Annotated in this window: 19 protein-coding genes; 8 read left to right on the forward strand and 11 right to left on the reverse strand. The window is 73.1% G+C overall.

Annotation, left to right across the window (positions count from 1 at the left end; genetic code table 11):
- Positions 1 to 194 precede the first annotated feature (194 nt).
- On the reverse strand, positions 195 to 947 hold the full coding sequence (locus tag ABT008_RS02690; RefSeq protein WP_350692994.1) for an ROK family protein: 753 nt from the start codon (positions 945 to 947) through the stop codon (positions 195 to 197).
- Positions 948 to 1026: 79 nt separating this feature from the next.
- Here ABT008_RS02690 and ABT008_RS02695 point away from each other — a divergent pair, with 79 nt between their 5' ends.
- The 4 genes from ABT008_RS02695 (at position 1027) to ABT008_RS02710 (ending at position 4627) form a co-directional block, all read left to right on the forward strand.
- Entirely contained in the window at positions 1027 to 2664 is a 1638-nt protein-coding gene (locus ABT008_RS02695) for an ABC-F family ATP-binding cassette domain-containing protein (RefSeq protein ID WP_350692995.1), read from the forward strand.
- Between the two features lie 38 nt (positions 2665 to 2702).
- The gene (locus ABT008_RS02700; RefSeq protein WP_350692997.1) at positions 2703 to 3014 is read left to right on the forward strand and encodes a hypothetical protein; all 312 of its coding nucleotides are present in this window, start codon (positions 2703 to 2705) and stop codon (positions 3012 to 3014) included.
- 129 nt (positions 3015 to 3143) lie between these two features.
- Positions 3144 to 3869: a methyltransferase domain-containing protein gene (locus ABT008_RS02705; protein WP_350692999.1), complete on the forward strand. Its 726-nt coding sequence runs from the start codon at positions 3144 to 3146 to the stop codon at positions 3867 to 3869.
- A gap of 221 nt (positions 3870 to 4090) precedes the next feature.
- Positions 4091 to 4627, forward strand: a complete 537-nt coding sequence (locus ABT008_RS02710) for a phospholipase (RefSeq protein ID WP_350693000.1) — start codon at positions 4091 to 4093, stop codon at positions 4625 to 4627.
- Between the two features lie 41 nt (positions 4628 to 4668).
- On the opposite strand, the gene ABT008_RS02715 is transcribed toward ABT008_RS02710, so the two are convergent.
- Entirely contained in the window at positions 4669 to 7500 is a 2832-nt protein-coding gene (locus ABT008_RS02715; RefSeq protein WP_350693002.1) for an ATP-binding protein, read from the reverse strand.
- A gap of 202 nt (positions 7501 to 7702) precedes the next feature.
- Positions 7703 to 7921, reverse strand: a complete 219-nt coding sequence (locus tag ABT008_RS02720; RefSeq protein ID WP_350693004.1) for an FmdB family zinc ribbon protein — start codon at positions 7919 to 7921, stop codon at positions 7703 to 7705.
- A gap of 176 nt (positions 7922 to 8097) precedes the next feature.
- Here ABT008_RS02720 and ABT008_RS02725 point away from each other — a divergent pair, with 176 nt between their 5' ends.
- Together ABT008_RS02725 and ABT008_RS02730 are read left to right on the forward strand one after the other, a co-directional pair.
- A complete protein-coding gene (locus tag ABT008_RS02725; protein ID WP_502890326.1) occupies positions 8098 to 9432 on the forward strand; it encodes a lytic transglycosylase domain-containing protein in 1335 nt (444 codons plus the stop codon).
- Positions 9433 to 9504: 72 nt separating this feature from the next.
- Positions 9505 to 10521, forward strand: coding sequence for a GNAT family N-acetyltransferase (locus ABT008_RS02730; protein WP_350693189.1), 1017 nt, complete (start codon positions 9505 to 9507; stop codon positions 10519 to 10521).
- Between the two features lie 78 nt (positions 10522 to 10599).
- Here ABT008_RS02730 and hemB read toward each other — a convergent pair whose 3' ends face one another.
- The 8 genes from hemB to ABT008_RS02770 form a co-directional block, all read right to left on the reverse strand.
- On the reverse strand, positions 10600 to 11583 hold the full coding sequence (gene hemB / locus ABT008_RS02735) for a porphobilinogen synthase (protein WP_350693007.1): 984 nt from the start codon (positions 11581 to 11583) through the stop codon (positions 10600 to 10602).
- A gap of 17 nt (positions 11584 to 11600) precedes the next feature.
- Positions 11601 to 13181, reverse strand: coding sequence for a bifunctional uroporphyrinogen-III C-methyltransferase/uroporphyrinogen-III synthase (locus ABT008_RS02740; RefSeq protein WP_350693009.1), 1581 nt, complete (start codon positions 13179 to 13181; stop codon positions 11601 to 11603).
- A complete protein-coding gene (hemC, locus tag ABT008_RS02745; RefSeq protein WP_350693011.1) occupies positions 13178 to 14164 on the reverse strand; it encodes a hydroxymethylbilane synthase in 987 nt (328 codons plus the stop codon). Before hemC ends, ABT008_RS02740 begins: the two co-directional genes overlap by 4 nt.
- A 76-nt stretch (positions 14165 to 14240) precedes the next feature.
- Positions 14241 to 15566, reverse strand: coding sequence for a glutamyl-tRNA reductase (locus ABT008_RS02750; RefSeq protein ID WP_350693013.1), 1326 nt, complete (start codon positions 15564 to 15566; stop codon positions 14241 to 14243).
- Positions 15563 to 16333, reverse strand: a complete 771-nt coding sequence (locus tag ABT008_RS02755; protein ID WP_350693015.1) for a redox-sensing transcriptional repressor Rex — start codon at positions 16331 to 16333, stop codon at positions 15563 to 15565. Before ABT008_RS02755 ends, ABT008_RS02750 begins: the two co-directional genes overlap by 4 nt.
- A gap of 332 nt (positions 16334 to 16665) precedes the next feature.
- Positions 16666 to 17343, reverse strand: a complete 678-nt coding sequence (locus tag ABT008_RS02760) for an HAD family hydrolase (RefSeq protein WP_350693017.1) — start codon at positions 17341 to 17343, stop codon at positions 16666 to 16668.
- A 21-nt stretch (positions 17344 to 17364) separates the two neighbouring features.
- Complete coding sequence (locus tag ABT008_RS02765) at positions 17365 to 17616, reverse strand: glutaredoxin family protein (RefSeq protein ID WP_131051867.1); 252 nt, start codon at positions 17614 to 17616, stop codon at positions 17365 to 17367.
- A complete protein-coding gene (locus ABT008_RS02770; RefSeq protein ID WP_350693019.1) occupies positions 17609 to 19267 on the reverse strand; it encodes an AMP-binding protein in 1659 nt (552 codons plus the stop codon). The genes ABT008_RS02765 and ABT008_RS02770 overlap by 8 nt, the downstream gene beginning before the upstream one ends.
- 635 nt (positions 19268 to 19902) lie before the next feature.
- Between ABT008_RS02770 and ABT008_RS02775 the strand changes: the two genes are divergently transcribed.
- Together ABT008_RS02775 and ABT008_RS02780 are read left to right on the forward strand one after the other, a co-directional pair.
- Positions 19903 to 20847 (forward strand): ECF subfamily RNA polymerase sigma factor, BldN family, encoded by a 945-nt coding sequence (locus tag ABT008_RS02775; protein ID WP_350693021.1) that lies wholly within the window; start codon positions 19903 to 19905, stop codon positions 20845 to 20847.
- Positions 20848 to 21059: 212 nt separating this feature from the next.
- Positions 21060 to 21917: a DUF5667 domain-containing protein gene (locus ABT008_RS02780; protein WP_350693023.1), complete on the forward strand. Its 858-nt coding sequence runs from the start codon at positions 21060 to 21062 to the stop codon at positions 21915 to 21917.
- Positions 21918 to 21954: the final 37 nt, after the last annotated feature.

Consider the following 21954-nt stretch of genomic DNA (forward strand, 5'->3'; position numbering starts at 1 on the left):
GGGTGTTCCCGGGCGCTTGCGGGCGGAGCCGGGTGTTCCCGGGCGCTTGCGGGCGGAGCCGGGTGTTCCCGGGCGCTTGCGGGCGGAGCCGGGTGTTCCCGGGCGCTTGCGGGCGGAGCCGGGTGTTAGCAGGGGACCCCTGCTATACCGCTGGCGTTAGCAGGGGTCCCCTCCTTGCACTCACATCCTTGCAGTCACACGGCAGCCAGGTCCCAGGCGCGGACACCGCCGACGATGCCGGCGCTGTTGGGCACCACCACCACGTCGTCGCCCATCCGGGCGAGCTGCTCGGGGCGGATCAACCGGGAGTTACCGCCGCCCAGATAGAGCCGGTCCCAGCGGAACACCGGGCGCAGCCCCTCCACCACCTGCCGGATCCGTCGGGACCAGAACGCGTCGCCCAACCGGCGGCGTTCCGGCTCGCCCACGTACGTGTCGTAGGTGGTGCCCCAGCGCACCGGGGCGTGCGACAGCTCCAGGTGCGGGGCGAGCACACCACCGTCGAAGAGGGCGCTGCCCAACCCGGTGCCGAGGGTCAGCACCAGCTCGCAGCCGGTGCCCGCGACCACCCCGGCACCGTGCACCTCGGCGTCGTTGAGCACCAGCGTGGGCAGCCCGAACGCGGCGGCGAGGGCGCTGCGGGCGTCGTACCCGGACCACTGGGCGTGCAGCGCCGGGTCGACCCGGCTACGCGGGCCGGAGCGGGTCACGTAGTGCGGGGTGGCGACCACCACGCCGTGCCGGATCATGCCCGGCATGCCGACCGTCACCCGGTCGGCGGTCGGGAGCCGGTCGCCGAGTTCCCGCAGGGTCCGCACGAACAGCTCCGGCGGCAGCGGGTACGGCGTCGGCACCCGCATCGGTTGGGCCCGCATGGTGCCTGCGGCGTCCAGCACGGACGCCTTGATCCCGCCACCGCCGCAGTCGATCGCCAGAGTGGTCTGCACGACCGTGAGTCTGCCTCGTGTGCGGCGCCCGGGCATGGCGGGCCACGCCAACCACGCCGGCGGGTAGGCTCGGCTGCTTGTGAGCGCCACGCTGATCGCCAAGGACCTGGCCGCCGGGCACGGGGAGCGGACGCTGTTCACCGGGCTGGACCTGGTGGTCGCGCCCGGGGACGTGATCGGCCTGGTCGGGCCGAACGGGGCGGGCAAGTCGACGCTGCTGCGTACCCTCGCCGGGCTGTTGCCGGTGGAGGCCGGCGGCGTCGCGGTGAGCCCGCCCGGCGCGAGCGTCGGGCATCTGCCGCAGGAGCCGGATCGACGTCCCGGCGAGACGATCCGGGCGTTCCTGGCCCGGCGGACCGGGGTGGCCCGGGCACAGGCCGCCCTCGACGCGGCTACCGAGGCGCTGACCACCGGCGCGCCGGGCGCGGACGACGCGTACGCCACCGCGTTGGAGAGCTGGCTCGGGCTGGGCGGGGCCGACCTGGACGAACGGGCCGAGGAGGTCGCCGCGGAGCTGGGGCTCGCCGTCGATCTCGACCACGAGATGACCGGGCTCTCCGGCGGCCAGGCGGCCCGTGCCGGGCTCGCGTCGCTGCTGCTCAGCCGGTACGACGTCTTCCTGCTCGACGAGCCCACCAACGACCTGGACCTGGCCGGGTTGGAGCGGCTGGAACGGTTCGTCACCGGGCTGCGGGCCGGCACGGTGCTGGTCAGCCACGACCGGGAGTTCCTGACCCGGACGGTGACCCGGGTGCTGGAGCTGGACCTGCACCAGCAGCAGGTCAACCACTTCGGGGGCGGCTACGCGGCGTACCTGGAGGAGCGGGAGGTGGCCCGCCGCCAGGCACGCGCCGAGTTCGAGGAGTACGCCGACACCCGGGCGGCACTGGAGGCGCGGGCCCGCACGCAGCGATCCTGGATGGAGAAGGGTGTCCGCAACGCCCGCCGCAAGGCCACCGACAACGACAAGATCGGCCGCAAGTTCCGCTCCGAGGCGAGCGAGAAGCAGGCGGCGAAGGCCCGGCAGACCGAGCGGCTGATCGAGCGGCTGGACGTGGTCGAGGAGCCACGCAAGGAGTGGGAGCTGCGGATGGAGATCGCCCCCGCGCCCCGCGCCGGCGCCGTCGTGGCCACCCTGCGCGACGCGGTGGTACGCCGAGGCGACTTCACCCTCGGCCCGGTGAACCTCCAGATCGCGCTCGCGGACCGGGTGGCGATCACCGGGGCGAACGGGTCCGGCAAGTCGACGCTGCTGGCCGCTCTGCTGGGCCGGCTGCCGCTGGACGCCGGTCAGGCCGCGCTGGGCCCCGGCGTGGTGGTCGGCGAGGTGGACCAGGCACGCGGGTCGTTCCTCGGGGACGCGCCACTGCTGGACGCCTTCCGGGTCGCCGCACCGGACCTGTCGCCGGCCGACGCGCGGACGCTGCTGGCCAAGTTCGGCCTGCGCGCCCAGCACGTGCTGCGCCCGGCCGCGACGCTCTCCCCGGGCGAGCGGACCCGGGCCGCGCTGGCGCTGTTGCAGGGGCGCGGGGTCAACCTGCTGGTGCTCGACGAGCCGACCAACCACCTGGACCTCCCGGCGATCGAGCAGTTGGAGTCGGCGCTGGCCGGCTACCCGGGCACGTTGCTGCTGGTGACGCACGACCGGCGGATGTTGGACGCGGTACGCGTGGACCGCCGCCTGCGGGTCGACGCCGGACGGATCGCCGAGTCCTGATCCCGGCCTGCGGCCCCCGCCGGAGCGACAATCACTGCATGCTCAGGTGGGAGTACGCACTGTTGGTGCGGCGCCGCCAGGCGGCGAGCACCGACGCCGGCTGGGAGATCGTCTTCATCTGGTACGGCCCCGACGGTTCCATGATCGACGTCACGCCGTACGGCGACACCGCGCTGGCCCATCTCAACCGGGCTGGCGACCAGGGCTGGGAACTGGTCTCGATGAGTGAGGACCCGTCCCTGGCCGGCCACGCCGAGTTGCACCGCTACCACCTCAAGCGCCCCAAGGTGCCCGCACCCCGACAGCGGATCGGCGCCGCCGGCCGCCCCCGGCGTACCGCCCCCGGCTGATCGATCTCCCTGCGGCAGCCCGGCTCCCTGCGGCAGTCCGGCCGACGGCCCACCCGAGCGTCACCCCCTGGGATAAGTTGCGCATAACGGGCAGCGATCCGGGGTATCGCGCCGGCCGGAGGTAGGCGAATGGTCGCGTTGGCACACACCCCGCCCTCGGCCGAACGGCTGCGGGCGGTCGACCGGTTCCTCGCGGAGGCATGGGCGGACCAGGCCCGCCACGACGAGAGGCTGCGGTCGCTGGCCGTCGAGGTCCGCTTCGACCGGGGCGTCGCCCACCTGACCGGCGAGGTCGACGAACCGGCCCAACTCCGCCTGGTACGCGAGCAGGTCGGCCGGCTCGCCGGGGTCTTCGGCGTCTGGTGCCGGGTACGCGTCGGCGGACGCGACCCGGTGGTGGTGGACCTCGGCTGCGGCGGCACCAAGCAGTGGCCGGGCAACCTCGGGCTGGACATCTTTCCGGCCCCCGGGGTGGACGCGGTGGCCGACCTCTCCGGCTCGCTGCCGCTGGCCGACGACTCGGTGGATGTCCTGTTCGCGGTGCACATCCTGGAGCACCTGATCGACTTCCTGCCCCTGCTCGACGAGTGCCACCGGGTACTGCGCCCCGGCGGCGTCCTGCACGTGATGAGCCCCTGGTGGGGCCATGTGAACGCGGTCGCCGACCCGACCCACGTCCGGCTGCTCGACGTGCAGACCATCAAGGGGGTCTGCGCGATGCGTCCACCAGGCACCCCACGCTGGCACCCACTGCACGCCGGCACGGACGGCGCGTCGATCTTCGCCGACCTCACCCCGCTGGGCGTCGACGACGACGGCCCCTCCCCCACCCACATGGCCCGCTTCTTCGACTGACCACCCGCCGGCCCACCCGGCACTGAGCTGCGAATCAGGCCGACCGGCCGCGAATACCCCGGACGTCACCGGCGTCCGGGGTATTCGTCTGTTTCAGCACCGGTCACCAATATTTCTCAATGGTTACACCCGAATGCCGCGACCTTGATCGAGACTGGTCGAACTCCGGGTACTCGCCGGTAACCATTGCCCCACCGCACACCCCCGCGGAGGTATCCCCCGTGCTCAGACGTCTCACCACCGTCCTCGCCTCCGGCGCGGTCGCGCTGGCCGCCACGCTCGCCGTGGCGTCCCCGGCGACCGCAGCCGTCACGCCCGCCCAGAAGCTGTCCGTGCTGTCGAGCTGGACGCAGACCAGCGCCAGCAGCTACAACGCCTGGAACTCGGCCCGGCAGAACCGCACACCGTGGGCCGGCTACAACTTCGACTGGTCCACCGACTTCTGCTCGTCCAGCCCGGACAACCCGCTCGGGTTCCGCTTCTCCCTCTCCTGCCACCGCCACGACTTCGGCTACCGCAACTACAAGGCGGTCGGCCAGTTCAGCGCCAACAAGTCCCGCCTGGACAGCGCCTTCTATGAGGATCTCAAGCGGGTCTGTGCCACGTACAACGCGGTCGTCCGTCCGGCCTGCCTCAGCCTGGCCTGGACCTACTACCAGGCGGTGAGTGTCTTCGGCTCGGCCGCCGCCGTCCAGCAGTCCGACATCGACCGGGCCGCCCGGATGAAGGCCGACGCGGAACGCCTCGCGCGCGCCTGATCTCCCGGCCGAGGGGTCCGCGGCCGACGCGGACCCCTCGGTCAGGCGTGTTCGGTGTGTCGGTCGGCGGCGGCGGTCGACTGGCGGGGTGTGGCCCGGCCCGCCCGCGCCGCGAACCGGGCCGAATCGGCGGCCAGGTCGGGATGCTCGACGCCGAGCGCCAACGCCACGGCCTCGTCCAGGCCCAGCTCCGCGCCTTCCCCGTACGCCTCGTCGAAGGCGGCGTCGCCCAACGTCCGACGCAGCGCCACCTGCCGCTCGTTCCAGTAGCCGTCGTAGATGCCGGTGGTCGACCGCAGCCCCGCCCGGGTCGCCTGCGCCGCACCGAACAACCGGGCTGCGGTCAGCGGCTCGTCCCCGGCGAGGCAGCGCACCGCGATCGCGTTGAGCGTGTCGCAGGCCCGGCCGTGGAAACCGTGGTTCATCCGGGACCGCAACGCCGCCAGCAGGTGCTCGTGCGCGGCCACCAGATCACCCCGGGCCAACGCCACCATGCCGAGCAGCATGTCCACCGAACGCCGCCCCCGGTCGACCGGGCGGGCCGCCTCCACCGGTCGTGCCGCCGCGAGCAGGTCGGCCGCCTCGTCCAGGGCGCCCCGCCGCCAGAGCAGCTCGGCCAGCCGGAACACCGCGAACAGCGCCTCGGACTCCACCCCCTGCTCACGCGCCCAGTCGATGACCTCCCGGCAGACCCGTTCGGCCTCGGCGAACTGTCCCATGTCCACCAGCGGCGCCGCCCGCCCGGCGAGCACCCGGGCCAGCAGTCCGGCGTCCCCCGCCTGCCGGGCCGCCGCCTCGGCCCGCTGCGAGTAGCGCAGCTCCTCGGCGTACTCGCCGTCGCCACCGGCGTGCAGCGAATGCATGTGGTACGCCGCCGCCAGCTCGGCCTCGGGGATCGCCTCCCCGGTCTCGGCGATCCGGCCGTAGAGCCGGAACAGCCACAGGCGCCCCTCCCGGGCCAGCCCGCGTTCCCGCCACCACTGGTCGAGGCCACTGGCCAGCCGCAGGCCCGCCCGGGCACTGCCACCGGTGGCGCACCAGCGCAGGGCGGCGCGCAGCTCACCGGCGAGCGGATCCAATGCGTACAGCGACAGCGTCACCGGCTGGCCGTCCGGGCCCAGATGTGCCCGTTCCAGCGCGTGCGCCGACCAGTCCACGTGCCGGTTGCGCGCGTCCTGCTCCTCACCGGCCTCGGCGAGTCGACGGGCCGCGTACGCCCTTATCGGGTCGAGCATCCGGTACGTGCAGCCGCCGGCCTGCGGCTCGGCCAGCACCATGGACTTGTCCACGAGCACCGAGAGCGGGTCGAGCGGGTCGTCGTCGAGCAGCCACTCGACGGTCGGCAGGTCGACCGGGCCAGCGAACACCGCCAGCCAGCGCAGCAGCCGCGCGGCCCTCGGCCCGAGCGTGCGGTACGACCAGGTGACCGTCGCCTGCATGGTCAGGTGACGTTCGATCGCCGACCGCGCCACCGCCCGCGTCGCCGGGGACTGCGGACTCGCCCCGGTCGCCGCCGCCACCAGGTCCACGGTGTCCCGCTGGTTGCCCGTATTGCCGTGGTCGGTCGGTGGTGGCTCCGGATCGTCGCGACCGGCGTCCAGCGTGCCCAGCACGTCGTCGAGGCGTTCGGCGAGCTGCCCGACGGAGAGCACGCGCAGCCGCGCCGCGGCCAGCTCGATCGCCAACGGGAGCCCGTCCAGCCGGCGTACCACCCGGCGCAGGTCCGCCGACTCGACCGCGTCCGGACGTCGCCCGCCCCGGGCGGCGGCGGTCCGGTCCAGCAGCAACGCGACCGCGTCGCTCTCGGTGCCGTCCGGTGACGGGTCGACCGAGAGCGGCGGGATGCGCCACACCACCTCGCCGGGCAACGCCAGCGGCTCCCGGGTGGTCGCCAGCACCTTCACCCCGCTGCCGCCGGAGAGCAGCCGGGACACCGCCTCGGCGCAGGCCGTCGGCTGCACGTCGCAGGTGTCGAGGACGATCAGCATCCGGCGACCGGCCGCGTACTCGACCAGGGTGTCCACCATGGGACGGCCCGGTTCGGGACGCAGCCCGAGCACCGCGGCGATCGCGAACGCCACCAGACCCGGATCGGTCACCGAGGCGATGTCGACGAACCAGACCCCGTCGGGGTACTCGTCGACCAGGTCGATGGAGAGTTCCACGGCCAGCCGGGTCTTGCCGCCGCCACCGGCACCGAGCACGGTGACCAACCGGTGCCCGGCCACCAGTTCCCGCAACTCGATCCGTTCGGCCTGCCGGCCGACGAACGAGGTGACCGGGATCGGCAGATTGTGCGCCACCGCGTCGGCCGTACGCGGACGCGGGAACTGCCGCTCCAGGCCCGGGGCGACGAGTTGGAAGAGACGTTCCCGGTCGTCGAAACCCCGCAACCGGTGCAGCCCGAGGTCGATCAGGGACGCCCCGAACGGCAGCGGATCGGCGTGCCGCGCGGTCGCGGCGGAGCAGAGCACCTGCCCGCCGTGCGCGGCGGCGGCGACCCGGGCGGCCCGGTGCACCTCCGGGCTGGCGTACTCGCCGTCACGTGGCTCGGCCCAGCCGGTGTGCAGGCCCATCCGCACCCGGGGCGCGGCCTCCGGGGTCGGCCACTCGTGCTCGCCGAGCGCGCGCTGCGCGGTCAGGCAGGCGGTCAGCGCGGCACCGGCGTCCCCGAAGGCCAGGAAGAACGAGTCCCCCTCGGTCAGCAGCTCGGCGCCCTCGGTCGCGGCGATCGTCCGGCGCAGCAGACGGCGGTGTTCCCGCAGCACCGGGCGATACCCGGAGCCGAGCATCTGCGCCAGTCGCGTGGAGCCCTCGATGTCGGTGAAGACGAACGTCACCCAGCCACTCGGGAGGTGGATCCGTGGCGGCATGCGTGGAACCTCCCCCCTGGCCTCGGCTTCATACTTCCCGAAACCAGATCATCACGCATCGTGAGAACGGTCGGCCGAGACTCCGCCCCAAGGTGCCATCGCACCCGGCATCCGGGCAAGACCGACATCAACCGTCCCACCACGTACGACGGCTCTCCGGCCGGTCCGACCACGTCCGACCGGCCACCGTCGCCAGCGGCGTTCAACAGCCGCAACCGCCACCACAGCAGCCGCCGCCGGAGGGTGCGGGCGGACCGCCGGAGGCACCGGCACCCCGTCCCGTGACCGCGACCGTCGACAACAACTTCACCGTGTCGGAGTGCCCCTTCGGGCAGGATGCGGGCTCGCCCGCCTGGGCCATCGGCCGGTTGACCTCGAAGGTGTCACCACAGGCGCGGCAGCGGAACTCGTACCGGGGCATGGCATCAGGGTACGACCGGACCTGACGCTCGCGGCGACATGGGTGATACTCGACGGGTGGCAGACGGCGAAGAGCGTTCGACCCTTCGACCCCTGCGACCGGCCACGCCGGGCGCCCAAACCGGCGCCACTACGGACAGACCGGTCAGCGCGGTCCCCCGGCCGCGCCGACCCTGGTTGAGATCCGGCGAACCGGCCGGCGGGTCGCCCACCACCGGGGCCGACACGGCTGCCAGTGCGCCGACGATCAGGGCGGCCACACCCGCGCCCGAGCTGCCGGCCAAGCCTGCGCCCGACAAGCCTGCGCCCGACAAGCCTGCGTCCGAACTGCCGGCCAAGCCCGACCCGAAGCCCGAGTCCACGGCCGACGTCACCGCCAAGGCCGACGCGACCACCAAAACCGAGGCCGCCAGCAAGACCGAGCGCGGGACCACCACCAAGACCGACGACGCCACCAAGACCGATGGCGACGCGGCAACCGGCACCGCCACCAAGACCGATGGCGACGCGGCGAACGCGACCGGCACCGCCACCAAGACCGACGGGGAGGTGGCGGGCGGGACGGGTGACCGGCCGCGGCGAGCCCGGCGACGCCGGGTGCGCTTCGCGCACGCCGTACGCGTGCCGGGTCCACGGGCCGCCGCCCGCGCGACCCGGGACTGGTCGCGGCGGCCCGGCGGGCGGCTGACCCTGCCCGGGGTGTTCCTGCTCGCGCTGGTCATCGCGACCGCGACGGCCGGCGCGCTGCTGGTGCCGGCGACCGTCGGCGCGCCGCGTCCGGTCGCGGCCGACGCGACCGCCGGGCCGGAGGCGACCGACGGCACGCTGCCGCTGACCGAGGCTCCACCGATCGGCGCGGTGCCGCCGACCACCGAGACGCTGCCGCCGGGAGCTACGCCGTTCCCGGGCACGACGGGGGGTACCGCGCCGGTGGCGGGACGCCCTTCCGACGCCCTCGCCGGGTGGGCCCGCGAGGTCGGCGCCAAGACCGGCATCGACCCGATCGCTGTCCAGGCGTACGGCTACGCCGAGCTGGTGCTCGCCGAGACCAACCGGGCCTGCGGCCTGAGCTGGACCACGCTGGCCGCGATCGGCTTCGTCGAATCTCGGCACGGGCAGGCCAACAACGCGCGGCTCGGGCCGGACGGCAGGGCCACTCCGGAGATCATCGGACTACCGCTGGACGGGCAGGGCGGTCGGATGCGGATCGCCGACACCGACCGGGGCGAGCTGGACCGGGACACCACCTACGACCGGGCGGTCGGACCGATGCAGTTCATCCCGACGACCTGGCAGGAGAACGGCGCCGACGCGGACGGCGACGGGGTCAAGGACCCGCACAACATCCACGACGCCGCGCTGGCCGCCGGAACGTACCTGTGCAAGGGGGGCCGCAACCTCACCGTTCCGGGTGACTGGTGGAACGCCATTCTGTCGTACAACAACGTCGGTCGGTACGCCCAGGCCGTCTTCGAAACGGCCAACCGGTACGGACAGGCGAGTCGCACGTGAAGTGATCGTCCCCGCACATTGGAGGACTGGACACTTCCCCCCGGCAGCGGTTAACGGCAAGCTAGACGCGTGATGGTGCGCGAGTGGGACCCCAGGACCGCGTCGTCCGCCGAGATCGCGTCGCTGTTGGACACGCTGAACGCGGTCCTGGCGGTCGATCTTCCGCAGGATCCGCCATGGCGGGAGAGTTCCGTGCGGGAGTACCTCACCGAGGTGATGCCCGGCGAACGACGGATCGCCTGGGTGGCCCAGGCCGAGCAGGCCGCCGACGGGACGCCCGGCCCGATCCTGGGTCAGGTGCACGTGCTGCTGCTCGGCAGCATCGGTGTGCTGGAGGTGCTGGTGCACCCCGACCACCGGCGTCAGGGCCTCGGCCGCGATCTCGTCCTGCGCGCCTCCCGCCGGGTCTACCAGGAGGGCTTCGAGTCGATCGGCGTCGAGGTGGTGGGTGACACCCCGGCCGTCGCCTTCTACGAGTCGCTGGGCTTCAGCCGGGAGTACGTCGAGACCCGCAGCGTGCTCGACCTCGCCGGGGTCGACTGGACCGAGCTGGCCGAGATGTCGACCGGTGTCGGCGCCGGTTACCACGTGCAGTTCCACCCGGGCGGCCCACCGGACGAGCTCATCGAGGCGTACGCGCGGGCCAAGGCCGAGATCCGTGACGTCGAGGACGGCGAGCTACGGCCCAGCTCGTACGACCCGCAGCGGCTACGCGACAGTCTCGACTGCCTGCACCGGCGGGGGATGAAGCCGTACATCGTGCTCGCCCTGCACGAGAAGACCGGCGAGGTGGCCGGCCTGACCGAGGTGGTCGTGCCGGCACAGCACCCCACCCGTGCGGATCAGTACGACACGATCGTGGTGCAGGATCACCGCGGCTACGGGATCGACCGCGCGATCAAGGCCCGCATGCTGCTGGAGTTGCGCTCGGCCGAGCCGCAGCTCATCGAGGTCCAGACGTGGAACGCCCAGGCCAACGAGGCCATGCTCAAGGTCAACGCGGAGCTGGGCTACCGGCCCGACCGGGAGTGGTGCGAATACAGCGTCGACGTGGCCGAGTTGGTGCACCGCCTCGACGCCGCGCGCTGAGGCTCGGGGTCGCGGTCGGTCAGTAGGACCAGGATCGGGGGTTCGGGGGCGGCGGATCGTTGCGGACCGGGGTGGGGATCAGTAGCGGTCGCGGAGCAGGCCGGCGGCCTCCACGGCCCAGTAGGTGAGGATGATCTGCGCACCGGCGCGGCGGATCGAGGTGAGCGTCTCCAGCATCACCTTCTCGCGGTCGATCCAGCCGTTGGCGGCGGCGGCCTCGACAGTGGCGTACTCGCCGGAGACCTGATAGGCGGCGACCGGGACGTCGACCGCGGCCCGGACCGCGGCGACCACGTCGAGGTAGGGCAGGGCCGGCTTGACCATCACGATGTCGGCGCCCTCGGCCACGTCCAGCTCGACCTCGCGCAGGGACTCGCGCAGGTTCGCCGGGTCCTGCTGGTACGTCCGGCGGTCGCCGTCGAGCGCCGACTCGACCGCGTCGCGGAACGGGCCGTAGAACGCCGAGGCGTACTTGGCGGTGTAGGCCAGCACGGCGACGTCAGCGTGACCGGCCGCGTCGAGCGCCCGGCGTACCACTCCGACCTGGCCGTCCATCATCCCGGACGGGCCGACCATGCCGACCCCGGCGTCGGCCTGGGCCACCGCCATCTCGGCGTACGCGGCCAGGGTGGCGTCGTTGTCCACCGAACCGTCCGGCCGGAGCAGGCCGCAGTGCCCGTGCGAGGTGAACTCGTCCAGGCAGAGGTCACTCATCACGACGGTGGAGTCACCCACCTCGGAGACCACGTCCCGGATGGCGACGTTGAGGATCCCGTTCGGGTCGAGGCCACCGGAGCCGCGCTCGTCGCGCGACGCCGGCACCCCGAACAGCATGATCCCGCCGACGCCGGCGCGTACCGCCTCGACGGCCGCCTTGCGCAGCGAGTCGCGGGAGTGCTGGAGCACGCCGGGCAGCGAGGAGATCGCCCGGGGCTCGGTCAGCCCCTCCTTGACGAACATCGGCACGATCAGTTCGGCCGGGTCGAGACGGGTCTCGGAGACCAGCCGCCGCACGGCTGCGGTACGCCGCAGCCGGCGGGGACGGTTCTCGGGGTACGGCACGGTGCCCTCCCTGACGACTACCGGAACCTGAGCGCGGTCGGCCCCTGGACCTTCGAGCCACGGCGCTGCTTCGCCGGCATCGCGGCGAGCTTCTCCCGCAGCTCGACGGCGTAGCCGGCGAGCGCCTCCACCAGGTCCGGCACGGAGGCGTGCGGCGGCTGGACGTCGACCCGCAGGCCGAACTCCGTCGCGGTCTCCGCGGTCTTGGGCCCGATGACGGCTACCACGGTACGCGCGTGCGGCTTGCCGGCGATGCCGACCAGGTTCCGGACCGTGGACGACGAGGTGAACAGCACCGCGTCGAACCCGCCCGACTTGATCGCGTCGCGGATCTCGGCGGGCGGCGGGGCCGCGCGGACCGTCCGGTACGCGGTCACGTCGTCGACCTCCCAGCCGCGCTCGGTGAGCCCGGCGGCGAGCGTCTCGGTGGCGATGTCGGCGCGCGGCAGCAGCACCCGGCCCACCGGGTCGAGCACCTCGTCGTGCGGCGAGAACTCGGCCAGCAGCCCCTCGGACGACTGCTCCCCGGAGGGGATCAGCTCCGGCTGGATACCGAAGGCGCGGACCGCGTCGGCGGTGGCCTCGCCGATGCATGCGATCTTGACGCCACCGAAGTGCCGGGCGTCCAGACCGTGCTCGCCGAACTTCTCCCAGACCGCGCGCACCGCGTTGACCGAGGTGAAGATCACCCAGGCGTACCGGCCGTCGACCAGGCCCTTGACCGCCCGCTCCATCTGGGCCGGGGTACGCGGCGGCTCCACCGCGATCGTCGGCACCTCGCACGGGATGGCCCCGTACGCGCGCAGCCGGGCACTCATCGCGCCGGCCTGCTCCTTGGTGCGGGGCACCAGCACCTTCCAGCCGTACAGCGGGCGGTTCTCCCACCAGCTCAGCTTGTCGCGCTGGCCCACGCCCTCGCCGACGGTCAGCACGACCCGACCGGTGAAGCCGAGTGCCGCCGCGACGAAGGAGTCCACGGTCGACGTGGTGGTGTACTGCGTCTCCCCGGTGCCGTCACCGGTCACCCCGACGTCGGTGGTGCCGTCGACCCCGGCGGCGAGCAGCCCGTCGCGGATCGCGGCCAGGTCACCGGCGTCCACCGCGAGCGCCAGCGAGCCGCGCTGCACCGCTCCGGCCAGCGCCTCGAAGTCCAGCGTGCCGACGTCCTCGACGTCGGCGGCGGTGCGTACGCCGGGCAGCGGCACACCCGCGTACGCGGCGACGCCCTCGGCCTGGCCGACGCCGGGCACCACCTCGAAGTGCGCGGCGGTACGTGCCACCGCCTGCACCTCCTTGACCACCGAGTCGTGGCCGAACGGGTCGCCGGCCACCAGGTGCACCGCGTTCTGCCCGGAGCGGGCAGCCGAGATCAGTACCTTCGCCACGTCGCCCGGCGCGCCCTCGGCCGGGGTGAACTGGGCGTCTTCCCTGGCCTCGGCCCGGACGACGTCGAGCAACGACTCGGGGACTCCCCGGTCGTACACGACCTGGTCGGCGTCGACCAGGGCGTCGTGCGCCCGGCGGGTCAGCAGGCCCGGGTCGCCGGGACCGGCCCCGACGAATGCGATCCGGCCTACGGGCTTACGGGTGCGGGTCATTCTGTGCTCCCAAATTGCTGGGTCCCCGGGCCGTCGTGTCCTTGCGGGCCGAGGATCGAGTCGGCGCCGAGGTCGAGGAGTTCGGCGGCGAGTGCCTTGCCGATCTCCGCCGCATCGGCGGGCGTTCCGGTGCGGGACAGCCGGATGTCACGGGTGCCGTCCGGGCTGATCACCGCCCCGCGCAGGTAAATCTCGTCACCGGCGTCGCCTTCGGCGAGTTCGGCGTAGGCGGCGACCGGAGCGGAGCATCCGGCCTCCAGGGTGGCCAGCATCGCCCGCTCCGCGGTGACTGCGGCGCGCGACGGTGCGTCGTCGAGCGTGGCGAGCAGTTCGACCAGGTCCGGGTCGTCGGCCCGGCACTCCACCGCCAGCGCACCCTGGGCGGGCGCGGGCAGCATCAGCATCGGGTCGAGCGTCTCGGTGATGACGTCGGCCCGGCCGATGCGGGCCAACCCCGCCCGGGCCAGGACGACGGCGTCCAGGTCGGCCTCCGGGCCGAGCACCCGGGTGAGCCGGGTGTCGATGTTGCCCCGGATCGGAGTGACCGACAGTTGCAGGCCCAGCGCGTGTAGCTGGGCGATCCGGCGCAGCGCGCCGGTGCCGATGTTCGCCCCGGGGGCGAGCTCGGCCAACGTCTTGCCGTCCCGGGCGACGAGCGCGTCACGCGGGTCCTGCCGCGGCGGCACCGCGGCGATGTGCAGCCCGGGCGCGGTGGCGGTGGGCAGGTCCTTGTACGAGTGGACGGCGAAGTCGATCGTGCCGGCGACCAGCGCGTCCCGCAGCGCGGAGACGAACACGCCCACCCCGAGTCGGTGCACCGGCGCGCTGGACCGGTCGCCGGCGGTGACCACCTCGACCAGTTCGACGGGGCGTCCGGTACGGGCGGTCAGGGCGTCGGCGACGTGCCCGGACTGGGCCATCGCCAACGTGCTGCCCCGGGTACCGAGGCGCAGTGGGGCGGCGCTCAAGCGGCGCTCGCTCATGCCGGCCCTCCGCTCCGCTGCGTGCCACCATGAGGCACCTTCGCACTGAGCTGACGATTCGCTCGCTGGCGCTCGCTCATTGCTCACCTCCGGGTGGGGTGATGTCGGGGACGGTGTCCACCGGCGAGGTCTGCGGGACCTGGAGGTCGAACAGCTCGCGCAGCAGGGCGGCGTACTGGTCGCCGCCGGGTTCGGCGGCGAGCTGCCGGACCCGCACGGTCGGCTGGTGCAGCAGTCGCTGGACCACCCGGTGCACGGTGCGGGCCACCTCGGCACGCTGGTCGTCGGTGAGGTCGGGGCGGCGCTGCGCGAGTCGGCGCAACTCGGCGGTGACCACGTCGTCGGCCCGGCCGCGCAGGGCGGCCACGGTCGGTGCCACGTCGGCACCGCGCAGCCAGGTGAGGAAGGACTCGACCTCGGCGGCCACGATCCGTTCGACGGCGGCGGCGTCGGCGGCGACCGGCCCGTCGGCGAGCAGTGCCGCCATCCGGTCGATGTCGATCACCTCGACGCCGGGCAGCTCGGCCACACCAGGCCCGACGTCGCGGGGTACGGCCAGGTCCAGCAGGACCAACGGACCTCGCTCCGGCTCGCGGGCGGCCACCGCCTCGGCGACGACCGGACGGGTGAGGACCGGCTCGGTGGACGCGGTGGCGGCTACTACGATGTCCACCGTGGACAGCGTGTCGGCCAGCTCGGTCATCTCCCGCGCGGCGGCACCGTACGACTCGGCCAGCCGGACGGCCCGGTCGGTGCTGCGGTTGGTCACGGTCACCGGCCCGGCACCGAGCCGGGACAGCGTCGCCACGCCCAGCGAGCCCATCGCCCCCGCACCGACCACCAACGCGGGACGACCGACGAGGTCGTTGCCGAGATGACCGGCGGCCAGCCCCAGCGCGGCGGTGACCACGCTCTGTCCGGCCCGGTCGATGCCGGTCTCGGAGTGGGCCCGCTTGCCCACCCGCAGCGCCTGCTGCATCAGCTCGTGCAGCAGCCGGCCGGCGGCGTCGGTCTCGCCGGCCCAGTGGTAGGCGTCCCGGAGCTGCCCGAGGATCTGCGCCTCGCCGATGACCATGGAGTCCAGCCCGGCGGCGACCCGGAAGACGTGCTCGACCGCGGCGGAGTCGAAGTGCACGTAGAGGTTGTTGGCCAGCGCGGTGGGCGGGCAGCCGGCCTGCTCGGCGAGGACGGCGCAGATGTCGCCGAGGCCGCCGTGAAAGCCGGAGACGGCCGCGTACACCTCCACCCGGTTGCAGGTGGAGACGAGGACGACCTCGCTGACGTACGGCTGTGCCATCAGCCGGTCCAGGGTGGCTCCCAGATCGGCCGGCGGCACCGCGAGCCGTTCCAGGGTGGCGACCGGCGCGGTGCGGTAGGAGGCGCCGACGACGATGAGTTTCACGTGCCGATCGCCTCCTGGCTCTCGGTGACCGCGAACCCACCCGGCAGGGCGGTGAGAGCGGACCCACCGGCGGCGGGGAGCGCGGTCAGTGCTGCCTTGCGGTGCTCGTGGAACGACAGGATCTGCAGTTCGATGGCGAGGTCGACCTTGCGGACGTCGACCCCCTCCGGAACCGAGAGTACGCACGGCGCGAAGTTCAGGATGCTCGTCACGCCGACGGCGACCAACTGGTCGGCGACCCGCTGGGCGGCGGGGGCCGGGGTGGCGATGACACCGATGGCGACGGCCTCGGCGGCGGCGACCTCGGGCAACTCGTCGATGTGCCGCACGACGAGCCCGTTGATCTCCTCGCCGATGCGGCGGGGGTCGGCGTCGAAGAGGGCGGCGATCCGGAACCCGCGACCGGCGAACCCGTCGTAACCGGCCAGCGCGTGACCGAGGTTACCGACGCCGACCAGGGCGACCGCCCGACGCTGGGTGAGCCCGAGGACGTACTCGATCTGCTCGACCAGCAGCGCCACGTCGTAGCCGACGCCCCGGGTGCCGTACGAGCCGAGGTGGGACAGGTCCTTGCGGAGTTTCGCGGAGTTCACCCCGGCGGCGTTGGCCAGGCCTTCGCTGGAAATCGTCTCGTGGCCGGTTTCGGCGAGGTTGTGCAGGGCACGGAGGTACTCGGGGAGCCGGGCGACCGTCGCCTCGGGCAGGTCCGGGAGCGCCGGTACGGCACCGGCGCGGCCGGGCGCGCCTGGGTGACGATGCTGACTCATGAGACTCCGTGCGGTGCGATCCTCGACCAACTCCACCGGCCGGTCGTTTCGGGACTCCCGCTGGCGACCGAAATTGCCGGCTGTGCTAGCAGGGCGCGTCGGAATTACAGAGTAGGCGCTTGTGAAGACGTGCACAAATCGCGATCTTGTCGGCACGCGCCGCGCCCCCACCAGCCCCTCCGTCCCGCAAGATCGACCGGAGACCCCTTCACCACGACTACCGGCGCGATTATTGCTCAATCCCGACTTCTCTGACCAATCACACACGCCAATCATTGATCGAATGCGGAGATCGAGAGACCGCGACCACGCACGGTGACACCCGTTTCGGCTCAGCTGGGCGATTCCACCGTCGGGACGTCGGCCAGCGCGGTGGCGAGCGTCACGGCCTCGACCAGGGTGTCGGCGACCGGGTGGCCGGAGACCTCCAGCCGGGACCGGTCGGTGAAACCGCCGCTGTAGAGGACGGCCCGCCCACCGACGGCGTACGCCGCGTCGGCGTCGTCGATCGAGTCGCCGATCACCACCACCGACCGGCCGTCCACGCCGATCTCGGCCAGGTGGCGGGCCAGTGACTCCGCCTTGCGGTCGCCGCCGACCCGGTCCCGCCATCCGTCGACCCGGACGAACCGGCCGGCCAGCCCGTACGTCCGGACCGCCGGGACCAGCTCGTCGTGGAACCACATGGACAACAGCGACTGGCTGCCCGGCCAGGCGGCCATCGCGTCGACCGCGTCGTGGGCCAGCTCACAGCCGGTCAACCCCAGCCGGTACGCGTCGTGGAAGATCTTGTCGAGGCGGCCGAAGTCCTGCTCGTCCACGGCCCGGCCGAGTACGTCCGCGTAGTAGTCGGCGATCGGCCGACGGAACCGCACCCGGTGCTCCGCCACCGTCACCGACGGCCCGCCCGCGCTGCTGAAGGCGGCGTTGGTGCAGGCCACCACCAGATCGAGATCGTTGAGCAGGGTGCCGTTCCAGTCCCACACCAGATGGGTGCGCGCAGGGGTCATCACCGCACCCTACCGGCGGCCTCAGAGCTGCGGAGTGGTCAGATCCTTGAGCAACCGCTGCTCCTCCACACGCCAGTAGCCGTGCTCCTTGCCATCGAGCAGCACCACCGGCAGCCGGTCGCCGTACTCGCGTTCCATCTCGGCGTCGCCGCTCACGTCCTGCTCGATCCACCGGTCGCCGGTGACCGCGACGACCCGGTCGAGGGCCGCCTTGGCGTCCTCGCAGAGGTGGCAGCCGGGTCGGGTGATCAGGGTCAGGCGGGGCTCACGCATCGGTCTCCTCCGTCGTGCCGGTGGGTCGGAGCAGGGTCTTGCGTACCTTCCCGATCACCGAGCGCGGCAGCAGGTCGACGAACTCGACGTCGGTCGGGCACTTGAATCTGGCCAGATTACGCGCGCAGTGCGCGATCAGCTCGGCACCGGTCGCCCGATGCCCCGCCGCCGGCACCACGTACGCCCGGACAGTCTCCCCGGTCCGGGGGTGCGGCACCCCCACTACCGCCGACTCCGCCACCGCCGGATGGGCCGCGAGCACCGACTCGACCTCGTGCGGGTACACGTTGAAGCCGTTGACCAGGATCAGCTCACCGAGCCGGTCGACCAGGAAGAGATCACCGTCGGCGTCCGCGTACGCGACGTCGCCGGTGGCCCACCAGCCGTCCGGGTCGGGCCCGCCCGTGCCGTCCGGCCAGTACCCGGAGAAGAGGTTGGCCCCGCGCACCACGATCTGACCGGGATCGGTGCCGGCCACCGGGTCGGACAGGTCCCACTCCTCCGCGTCGTCGTCGGGGGCGGCCAGGCCGTCGCGCCACAGCTCGGTCCCGTCCGCCCCGACCAGCCGCAGCTCGACGCCGGGCAGCGGGCGGCCGATCGAGCCCGGTTTCGGCTCCCCGCCGACCAGGGTCGAGGTGAGCACCGGCGCGGTCTCGGTCAGGCCGTAGCCGATCTGCACCGGCCGACCGGTGGCCTCGGTGAAGCGCGCCGCGTCCGCCGGATCGAGCGGCGCCGCGCCGCAGACCACGACCCGCACCGCCGCCATCGCCTCGGCCAGCACGTCGGCGTCCGCCCGTGCCCAGGACTGCACCATCGACGGTACGCCGATCAGCACGGTCGCCCGGTGTCGGGCGATCTCGGCCAACGCCGCGTCGGCACCCGGGTCGTCGACGAGTACGCCGGTCGCCCCGTGGTGCAGCACCGCACCCAGTCCGGCGTTCAGCCCGTACGCGTGGAACAGCGGCAACGCCAGCAGCACCACGTCGTCCGGCCCGACCACCGGCGGTGCGATCCGGTCGACCTGCTCGTGGTTTGCGGCCAGGGCACCGTGCGAGAGCATGGCGCCCTTCGGCTGTCCCTCGGTGCCCGAGGTGTAGAGCAGTACCGCCAGGTCGTCGGCGGCCCGCACCGGGAAGGTCGGCGTACCGCCGTCGGCGCCGGGCGGTGTGGTGTGCACGGCGCGCAGTGCGGGCAACTCGGCGTCGGCCACCAGGTCCCGGACGCGTTCGGTGCCGATCAGCACCGACGCGGCCGAGTCGGCCAACACCTGTCGCAGCTCGCGGGCCGTCAGCGTGGGGTTGACCGGCACCGCCGTCAGTCCGGCCCGCAGCGCACCGAGCAGACCGACCACGAAGTCCGGTGAGTTGGGCAGTGCCACGGCGACCCGCGCCGGTCGGCCGTCCGCGCCGGGGGCCGCCTGGGCCAGCGCCAAGGCCACTCCGGTCACCGTCTCGTCCAGTTCGGACCAGGTGATCGTCCGGTCGGAGAAATACAGCGCCGGCTGGTCCGGACTGCTCCGGGCCGCCCGGGTCAGGTGGTCGGCCAGATTCGGCCCGGTGCCGTCGGCCGCCTGCGGGCGGCCGACAGTGCCTGCGTCCTCGTCGGGGGCGGGGCGCGACCCCGGCCCGACGGCTGCGTCTCGGTCCTGCACGGTCGCTGAGTCTGGCACAGCCGGAGCCGCCCGGCCATGCCTGCGGACGACGATCGACGCCGATCCGAGGACACCGACACGTCGGCCCCGCCGATCGATCCCGGTGCGGCCCCGGCCGGACCACGTCGCACCGACCACCGAGGACGCGGCTCGGTCCCGTGCACGGAACTCCGGCGGCGTCACCGTCGGTGTGCGACAGCCCCGACGCGTCCCCGCCGCTGCCGGCCGCGTCGAGTGCTGCCGGAGGCGCACGGGCCACCGGGCGAACCGTCTCACCACGACGCTGACCTGGGGATACACCCTGGAACAACCCGTCGGCGAGTTGTCAACAACCCCCGACGGACAACCGGTCCGCCAGGGGTGCGACCCGCCGAGAAATACTTTGGCCCTGTGTAACGGACTTGCCACGCGCGGGTGACGTTGGCCCTATCATCACTCGGGTCGGCTCACCCCATTTTGCCGTGAGTCGACACCCCTCAGCCCGAGGAGGCCCCCGTGCCCGTGAGCGCATTGGACCAGCACCTCAAGGGGAACTGCCGCCCGCCGGCACACCCCGGAGCCGCCCTGCCCGCCGGAGGCCCGATCGATCGACCGGGCACCGTCGGCGCGACGGCCGGTGCAACGGAGGTGGCCCGATGACCGCCTTCGGCTTCGCATCCCGCCCGGTCGGCCTGCCCGGCCCACTACCCCGTACGCCGGTCAACGAGCGCGGCAACGCTCACGGCCAGCAGGACACCACGGGCAACCTGCCCGCACGCGGCGAAGGCGTCGCCAACCGGGTGGGCAGCAGACCACATCAGAACGAACCTCCGCACCGACCACCGACGCCCGGCGGGAACACGAAACCCTCCGGTGGTCGGGTCGCCTCACCGAGTCGACCGACCATGCCGTCCCAGGCCCGCCGCAGCGGGGACGCCCCGGTGACCGAGGTGTCCACCTCGGAGACGGCGGTGCTGCCGGTGGTCTCGTCGGCGGGCACCTCCACCGGGTTCCCGAGCCGCCCCGACCCCTCCGACCCGGCCACCGAGGTCTGGGCCCTGGTCGAGCGCGCCCAGGCCGGCGAGGCCGAGGCGTTCGGGCTGATCTACGACCGCTACGTCGACACCGTCTTCCGCTTCGTCTACTTCCGGGTCGGCAACCGGCAACTCGCCGAGGACCTCACCTCGGACACGTTCCTGCGGGCCCTCAAACGGATCGGCAGCTTCACCTGGCAGGGACGCGACCTCGGCGCCTGGCTGGTGACAATCGCCCGCAACCTGGTCGCCGACCACTTCAAGTCCGGCCGGTACCGGCTGGAGGTCACCACCGGCGACGTGCTCGACGCCGACCGGGAGGACCGTGGCCCGGAGGGCAGCCCGGAGGCGGCGGTGGTGGAGCACATCACGAACGTCGCCTTGCTGACAGCCGTCAAGCGGCTCAACCCGGAGCAGCAGGAGTGCATCGTGCTGCGGTTCCTCCAGGGTTTCTCGGTGGCCGAGACCGCCCGGGCGATGGGCAAGAACGAGGGCGCGATCAAGGCGTTGCAGTACCGCGCGGTGCGGGCGCTGGCTCGACTTCTCCCAGACGGTTTCCAGCCGTAGCCGATCACTTTGCGTGATTTCGCCGCCGGCCGGCCCGTAACCCGGCCCCGGCACGGCGCGTTTCTCCGAGTGCGACCGATGACCGGCCGGAAACCTCCGAGGTGGACCGGCGGCGGTGCCGACGAGGGCTTCCGTACCCGGTGTCATGCGGTGGTCGGTCGCTGGTGGTGAACGCGGCCGACCGGCCGCGACCAGCGAGAGGAGGTGCCGCGGTGGACAACGCCCTCTTCTCCCGTCGGCGCACCGAGCGCTTCGCGCAGCTTCTCGACGAAGCCAACGGTGGCCTACGTCATCACGTCCGGTCCCGCGCCGACGATCAGCTCGCACCGCTCGTCGCGCTCAGCCGACAGCTCGGCGCCAATCCGCCGAACACCGAGGTCGACCCGGAGTTCCGGACCGGCCTGCGGGCGATGCTGCTGGCCACGGCCGACCGGGAGGGCATCGGGACCACCGTCGCCGCGCCGGTCGAGAAGGCCGCCACCGGTCGCGGATCGCTGCTACCGGCCGTCACCGCCCGCCGGGCCCGCGCCCGGGGCGCGATCCTGGTCGGCATCGCGGCCGGCGCGATCGCCGTCTCCGGCATCTCCGCCGCCAGCGAGAACGCGGTACCCGGTGACGCGCTGTACGGCATGAAGCGCAGCACCGAGCGGGCCCAGTTGGCGCTCGCCAGCTCCGAGATCAGCCGTGGGCAGCTCTTCCTCGACTTCGCCCGGACCCGGCTGGCCGAGGCGTCCTCAGTCAGCGGCAACCGGGCCGGCTACCGCGCCGTGCTGGACGACATGGACGCGGACATCCGCCAGGGCGTACGCCAGCTCACCGGCGCCGCCGTGCGGCGCGCGGACCCGGCGGCGCTGAACACGGTCGACGCCTTCCTCACCGGGCAGCGCCGCACACTCGACGCGCTGGCCGACCGGGGCTCCCGCGCCGACCAGGAGCGGACCGCCAAGTCGCTGGAGCTGCTGGACCTGGTCGCCGAGCGCACCGAGGCGCTGCGTACCGCCATTGCCTGCGGCCAGTCGGCCGGCACCGCCAGCGACGACCTCGGCCCCACCCCCGGCGTCTGCGCCTGACCCGGCGGGCGCACGTCGCCCCCGCGTCCGGCGGCGG

The sequence above is a fragment of the Micromonospora sp. NPDC002389 genome, from assembly GCF_040296095.1.
Lineage (GTDB): Bacteria > Actinomycetota > Actinomycetes > Mycobacteriales > Micromonosporaceae > Micromonospora.

Bases quoted from the DNA above. Each gene is read 5' to 3' on its own strand.
- ABT008_RS02720 (WP_350693004.1), bottom strand. From the start codon at position 7,921: ATGCCCCGGTACGAGTTCCGCTGCCGCGCCTGTGGTGACACCTTCGAG.
- ABT008_RS02775 (WP_350693021.1), top strand. From the start codon at position 19,903: ATGACCGCCTTCGGCTTCGCATCCCGCCCGGTCGGCCTGCCCGGCCCA.
- ABT008_RS02705 (WP_350692999.1), top strand. From the start codon at position 3,144: ATGGTCGCGTTGGCACACACCCCGCCCTCGGCCGAACGGCTGCGGGCG.
- ABT008_RS02715 (WP_350693002.1), bottom strand. From the start codon at position 7,500: ATGCCGCCACGGATCCACCTCCCGAGTGGCTGGGTGACGTTCGTCTTC.
- ABT008_RS02700 (WP_350692997.1), top strand. From the start codon at position 2,703: ATGCTCAGGTGGGAGTACGCACTGTTGGTGCGGCGCCGCCAGGCGGCG.
- ABT008_RS02765 (WP_131051867.1), bottom strand. From the start codon at position 17,616: ATGCGTGAGCCCCGCCTGACCCTGATCACCCGACCCGGCTGCCACCTC.
- hemC (WP_350693011.1), bottom strand. From the start codon at position 14,164: ATGAGCGAGCGCCGCTTGAGCGCCGCCCCACTGCGCCTCGGTACCCGG.
- ABT008_RS02760 (WP_350693017.1), bottom strand. From the start codon at position 17,343: ATGACCCCTGCGCGCACCCATCTGGTGTGGGACTGGAACGGCACCCTG.
- ABT008_RS02755 (WP_350693015.1), bottom strand. From the start codon at position 16,333: ATGAGTCAGCATCGTCACCCAGGCGCGCCCGGCCGCGCCGGTGCCGTA.
- ABT008_RS02740 (WP_350693009.1), bottom strand. From the start codon at position 13,181: ATGACCCGCACCCGTAAGCCCGTAGGCCGGATCGCATTCGTCGGGGCC.
- ABT008_RS02730 (WP_350693189.1), top strand. From the start codon at position 9,505: ATGGTGCGCGAGTGGGACCCCAGGACCGCGTCGTCCGCCGAGATCGCG.